At 29.9% G+C, this 6,665-nt stretch carries 5 protein-coding genes; all 5 read right to left on the bottom strand.

The features are described from left to right. Positions 1-323: 323 nt before the first annotated feature. Positions 324-623: a hypothetical protein gene (locus C3729_RS13070; protein ID WP_104794565.1), complete on the bottom strand. Its 300-nt coding sequence runs from the start codon at positions 621-623 to the stop codon at positions 324-326. A 72-nt stretch (positions 624-695) separates the two neighbouring features. After that, entirely contained in the window at positions 696-1,298 is a 603-nt protein-coding gene (locus C3729_RS13065; RefSeq protein ID WP_104794564.1) for an EndoU domain-containing protein, read from the bottom strand. Between the two features lie 143 nt (positions 1,299-1,441). Then, positions 1,442-1,789, bottom strand: a complete 348-nt coding sequence (locus C3729_RS13060; RefSeq protein ID WP_104794563.1) for a hypothetical protein — start codon at positions 1,787-1,789, stop codon at positions 1,442-1,444. Positions 1,790-1,792: 3 nt separating this feature from the next. Continuing rightward, positions 1,793-4,759: an EndoU domain-containing protein gene (locus C3729_RS13055; RefSeq protein ID WP_104794562.1), complete on the bottom strand. Its 2,967-nt coding sequence runs from the start codon at positions 4,757-4,759 to the stop codon at positions 1,793-1,795. Between the two features lie 3 nt (positions 4,760-4,762). Beyond that, positions 4,763-6,665: hypothetical protein (locus C3729_RS13260; protein WP_165785786.1), on the bottom strand; the 1,903-nt coding region annotated here is incomplete at its 5' end.

Here is a 6,665-nt window from a genome sequence, read left to right as displayed (position 1 = left end):
CTTTATAGTAAATTTGAGACAAAAGATTTTGCACCCCGTCTTTTATAAAACCTAAAATATCTGGTAAATCTTCTGCTGTTACTACAGAAGATAAGGCAGGATAATACCTTTTTTGTAATGTGGTTGTTGACATATATCTTGATTTGGGTAGTTTTTGTTATGTTTTGTTTTGAGTTTTCTTGGTTATTATTTTTTTATATTTTATCATTGCTCAAAGTTGCAAACTTTGCGTAGCGAGTAAGCATTTCTACCACAAAAGGCTATCTGAATTAACATATTATCGTCAATTCAAAAGAACGATTACTCTTGTAAAAATATAATTTTTACTTTCCTCTACTTGCTAAATAATCTCGCCAAGCTTCTACAATTACCTTAAAATCTGGCGTTGGCAATTGGAAATCTGGCGAAGAATTTTCATTTTTATAAAACTTATCCTGTTCATTATAAATTTTTGTAATTTGAGGAGCAATTATAGCCAACTGTAAACCTTGTGATGGAAAAAACATATCACCATCAAGTGGTTTATTTATTACTTCATTGATTCCATCTAATAATTGAGTGGAGCCACTAACGTCATAAAAATCAGTAATAAAATTATCTAAAAATGTATTTGTAGAACTCATAAATTTATAATCAGTATTAAAAATTTTCTTAATACCAAATTGTATTTTGTATTTTGATAAAGTACTCATATTCTAGTTATTTGGCCAAGCCGTTATTATTTCATTAATAAAATCAACATTCATATTGTTATTCCCATCTTTTACACAAATTGTTATTAGCTTAGAATCACTCATTTGTCCAATATATTTGTTACCTGAAACAAAATATTTTGTAGTATAAGCTAAAGCAATGTTATCCAATAATTCTTCTTTCGTCCAATCCTGTCGAAACATATCATTGTTGATATATCCCTGAAATACATTATTTCTATAGTTTCCCTTCTTGTAAAAACTTGAATTGTGGAATATTTCAGCGTGCGTTTTTGCATATCCTCTGTAATCGGTAGACAGAACATTTACAATTTTACCATAAGAATTTTGTGTAACCCCTTCTCCAAAAATATGATGAAATCCTCCAGTTGTCATATTGGTACTAAAAAATTTAACCTCTCCCTCAAAAATATGGATATTAAATTTGTGATTAATAGCAGATGATAAAAATTTTCTTGCCCTCAATACTTTTACTATTTTTCTATAAGGTTTTACGCTATTGTTGATATTTTTCCAAACATCAATCAAATCATCTTCTAAATTTAATTCATTTAATGATGATGGATATTTCTGAAAATCAAACATAAAAGCAAATTTATCTTCTTCCTTAGTAAAAGCCTCTACTTTTGCATATACTTTATTATAATTATTTTGTAGTAAAAATTGCTTAAACTGGTTATATTCTTCAATAACGTCGTTTATCCCATTATAACACCATCGTCATATAATTAAAATTTACAAAAATTAACCCACATTGTAAGTATCTCTTTAAAGTCAGACAATGCAATTCTCTGAATACAATTATTAGGTAGTTGATCCAAATCGTAATATATATATGCATAAGTATGATCCATATATGCTGTATAAATTTCTGCATTAATTGAGTTATCTCCATTAATGTCTTTTTCACCCATTATATACATATTAATTTTTTCTATGTCATCTAAATAATTATTGATATCGTAATGTTCTAAAAAATCTGACATAGCACCACCTTTAGTGGCAGGTATAAAATCTCCTTTAATATCTTTTCTTTTAAAGAATTCTAAATTGTTTTGATTTAATAAATTGCTCATATTTTAAAATTTAATCATTGGATAAACAGATATTACTTCACCTGATGAATTTGTTATTATTTTCAATTTTTCACCATCACTCATAACCCCTTCAAATTCATTTATTTTTTGAGTTGAAACTTTATTTGAAATAGCAAACGAAATTTCTTCTTTAACCTTTTCTTTTGTCCAGCTATTTGGAAAACAAGTTGTTTCTTTGGCAATAGTCCATTCTCTTGTTAATTGATTTGTATCACTTGGATTAAACCAGCCATTTCCTGGTCGTTTTCTCACTCTAGCCTTAAAATAACCTTTTGGATTTGGTCCTTTTGTTATTCTTTCAAGCATTACATCATCTGGTATTTCTCTTAAATGATGTATTCCTGAACTTTCGTACTTAATAATATCTGGTCTACCATTTGCCGCAAATGTTTTTTCTGCAGAAATTTGTGATGCTAAAATGCCCTCTCTAGGATTTAATTCTCCTTTAAATATATGTTTTTCTAAATTTAAATTGCTTTTTAGATGATAATACTCTTGGATAAATTTTATTTCTTTTCTATAATTGTTTAAATATGTGATTTCTTCCCAACTCTCGTGTATCAGATGAGGATTTGCATTCAACTGATCTAACATAGCTTTGTTGCCTTCAAAATCAAACATAAAATCTACTTGTTTTTTTTCTGACATCAAAATTACTTCATCATAAACTTTAGGATGAGAAATTCTAATATTATTGATAAAGCTATTCAAATCATTTAATAAATCGGGAAGTCCGTTTATTTCATTTCTAACTTCATCATATTCAGTACCATCTGGTATTGCTGCTCTTAATTCTCTCGTTGCTCTTTTTAGGGCTCTCTGTGCCAAAAAATCTGCAGAGAAGGTAAGCATTTCTACCACAAAAAGCCAATGATCTATTTTTTTACAGAAATTGTATGCAGGATATTTTGGGTCTCCTTCTGTAGGTTCTGGTGCATTTTTAACTTTAAAAATTTCACAATTGTTAGTAGCAAAATTAAAAATAAAGTGAGCTGCACCTAAAACAGCTTGTGCCGCCGCAAAACCTTTGGCTACTTTCGCTATAAAAGCTACTTCTTCTGCTGCCTCCATACCACCTGCAAGATATTTTCTAAATTCACTTGCTTTGGTAAGGTAACTTATACTTTTATATTCGCCTACTCCTAAAAAAGATAATGCAATATCAAGAGCAGAGCCAAGGCTAGTTTTCATATCCGCATAATCTCCTTTACTATCTACATACATCAGATAAAAAATAGGGGTTGCACCATTATCTTTTGGCACACTTACAATGGTATCATCTGCATTGGTCTGTTTTATAGTTACTGGCTGGTAAATATCATAATATCCTCTAATGGCATCACTACCTGCTAATCCTGGTGTTTTTTCTACAGATATTATTTTGTGTAATCCTCCATCGTTATTAAATTTAAAATCATAATTGTCTATATAACCTAAAAGCGGTAGTTTATTAGATTCATAATTTATAATTCTAGGGGCAGCTAATGCTCCACCTTCTGGTGTTGAAATTGCTTGATATGGGGTATATGTAAATAGTTTTAGTGCGTTGGCTGCTACCAATGGCAATTCGTGATTAGGATTATATTTGCTTTGCGTCCATAGTTCATAAACTGCTTGTATGTATTTTCCTTGAGCACCTATTTGGTCATCTCCAAAAAATATGGCATCTCCAATCTTATCATACAAAACTTCAAAAAGTGTTTTAGATATATTTACATCATATTTTGGTTTTGATATTAAATAATCTAAAAACTTATTAATTTCATCATAAATAGGATTCCCATATTCGTTTTCTCTATAGAAAGATCTAATTATTTTTACAATTAATTCTTCTTCTGTTAAATTGGTTCCATTATAAATACTCCATCTTCCATTAATTGCTAATTCAGATTTTAAAATATCTTCAAGAAGCATTATTTTGTAATTATAAGAAAGTTGTGATATTTCATCTTCTGTAAATAGACTTAAGACTCTAATCCTAACATCCATTTTTTCTAAAGCGTAGAAATTAATTTGTACGCCATAAGCCCAATTAAAAAATTCTATTAATCTAATGTATAATAAATTAAAGTATCTTTCTGTATATAGTTTATGATAATTTTTTTGAGCATTTCCCGGTAAAATACTATTAGTATCTTGATAATTTGTATTACTAAAATGCTTTTCAAATAATTGAAAAAGATCTATTTCAGGACTCTTTAGATAATTAATTAGTTTGTCATTTTTTAAAATTTTATAGAAGATATACGAAATATCTTCAATTATTGGTGCATGTTCTTGAAAATCAAAATAAAATACCCCCGTTACTTCATTTTTATATTTTTTATCTGCAACTCTAGAGCGATAATGATTAATATATTCTTCTGAATCTATAGAAAGTTTTAGGAAAGTTTCTTCTTTGTAACCCTCTAAATTTTGAATTCCAGTATCAAAATTTTGATTACTACAAAGGTTTCCGCTTACATTATGCCCGTTTTCTTTGCAACTATTTTTATCATTAAATTTAAAACTTCTCTTTTCTACTGTATAATATCCAATGTTACTTTCGTATCTAATATTTTCTTTTATTAAAATTACTGTAGTTCCATTGTCTACACCTTTTCCAATTGAAACATCACTACCATAAATTTCTAACGGATCTAAATGAAATGGCACATTATCAGCTTTAAATACATTACTACCAAGTTCTGAATAATTAGTATCAGCATAAAAAGTATTTTTTTTTGCAGGAATTGCATTTTGCCAAAACTCTTTTGCTTTTGCATAATATTTGAACTTACCACTAACAGAATCATATAACGCTATAAAAGTAGTACTATCTTTTGTGAAAATTCTAACTCTTCCTTTTCTATTAAATACAATTGGTACATCTGCACTATAAAAAGAATGATTCGTGATAGTATCTAAATATACTATATATCCGTTTTCTAAAACTACTGCTTCTCTCATTTCTTAAAGTTCTAATTTTAACATAACTAATCCTGCTCTTTCTAATGTTGGCACATACTTACTATACTCTTGCGTAGCAAATACACACTGGTCTATGGTAGAAACTTGCACGGGTTTGGTAGGTTCGCTAGGTTTTAGCAGTACTATCTTACCTTCTCTGTCTTCGGCTATGAGATAAAGCTCGTATAATCTGTACTTCACGCCTTCTGTAGTGGTGTAGTAATCTTCTTCGTTGCCTAATAAGTTCTTTAAGTAAAACTTGGCATTGTTGTATTTTTTTACTCCTGTAGTATCTATTTCACTTAAGATATTTAAGTATAATTGGTTTTCGTCTTTGGTTAAGCCTAATAATTTCTTACTTGGTAAACCGCCTGTTTCTACTTCCAGAGTAAGTCCTGTAACGGTGTTGCCACTTTGGCTGTCTGTAAAAACTTGGGTCTTTAGATAATATGGTTTTTCTGGTTGGTAAAAATTATTTTTGTTCTTGTCATAATGGATGGTACCGCTATTGGTATTATCTGAGTAGGCACTTAAACTTTCGGTAAAGGTGTTATTGCTCTGCCTAATGTTATGAAGTAATGTTTCGTAGGTTATTCTTGAGAGCGTCTCGTCTTCATTTTTTTGGATTATATCCTGGGTTCTTTTGCTGGTTACGGTGGCAATGTCTTTTCCGCCTGTTGCATTGTTAAAGTTTATGAGTAATAGATTTTGATCTACTACATAGTGTAACTGACGCTCTTGTTTTTCTTTAATTACGGGTGATTCATCTATCATCCCAAAAACATCATCTATGTCTTTTAGATAATAATTGATAGTTTCTGTAGTATTGGTAGCTGGATCCGTAATCTCTTCTGTTTGTACCAATAGCTTCTTTGTCTCGCAGATAAGTTGTATAAAATTACAGATAGGAGAGTTTTCTGTTCCCGTTGTAACTACGTTAAACGTAATGGGTTTGGTATAGTTGGTATCTACAGTTACATTGGGATCTGTAGATGGTTTTTGCAGGAGGTTATCATTTCGCAGGTAGTAATCTTCGTGGGTAGTGTTTACATTCAAAACGCCTGTTTTTACATATACTGCTGCATCTGTATAATTATCGGTAGTTAGTTGCAATACCAATTGATTATAATTATCAAATGCTTTTACTGCCCAATCATCTTTTACGCCAAAAGTTGCTTTGGTAAGGTTACTAGCATCTGCTCCTACTTTAATATTGGTGGTATCTTCCAAATGATAATTTCCGTAAAAATCATAAGAACGTTGTCTATTGCTTTGGATATAAAGATATGTGGTATTTTTTGTCTGATATTTTTCAATTAAACTATAAATATTTGCTGTAGTTGTCAATGGTTCTGTAGAAGCATTGATATAAATTTTTCCTTTGCCTTGTGTATGTAAACCATAGAATGCAGCTATATCCATAAACATTGAAGCACTTTCTCTTACCAATTTTTTTTGATAATTATTGGTAGCGATATTTGTAGATAACTTATGTTCTTTTGCTCTTGCAAATTTTAAATTGAGTTGAAAAGGATTAGGATTGTCTTTCATGAAAAAATCTCCTTCATTAAGCACTACGTCTATTCCCAGTGTGCTTTCTACACTACCTAAAAGCGTACCTCTTTCTACCATCGGTAATTCAAAGGCTACTTTATCTGTTTCTGTATCTGATATTTTGAAAAAATATTCGTCTAGTAAATCGTTTTCATTTTGAGCGATATCTGTAAGTTCTCTATATCCTAAAAAACTGGCTAAAAATACTGGTTTTTCATTACCTGGTTTGTTTTTATAGAAATTATCAAACTCGGCATTAACTTTTTCTACCAGTTTACTTTCGGTTTGATTAGTTGCCAATAATTTACCATCTGCAAAAAAGTCTGATTTCTTTAATCCTCTATAGATAAAA

Origin of the sequence: Cloacibacterium normanense (assembly GCF_002943105.1) — a bacterium.
Classification (GTDB): domain Bacteria; phylum Bacteroidota; class Bacteroidia; order Flavobacteriales; family Weeksellaceae; genus Cloacibacterium.
This window is presented reverse-complemented; position numbering and strand designations above follow the sequence as displayed.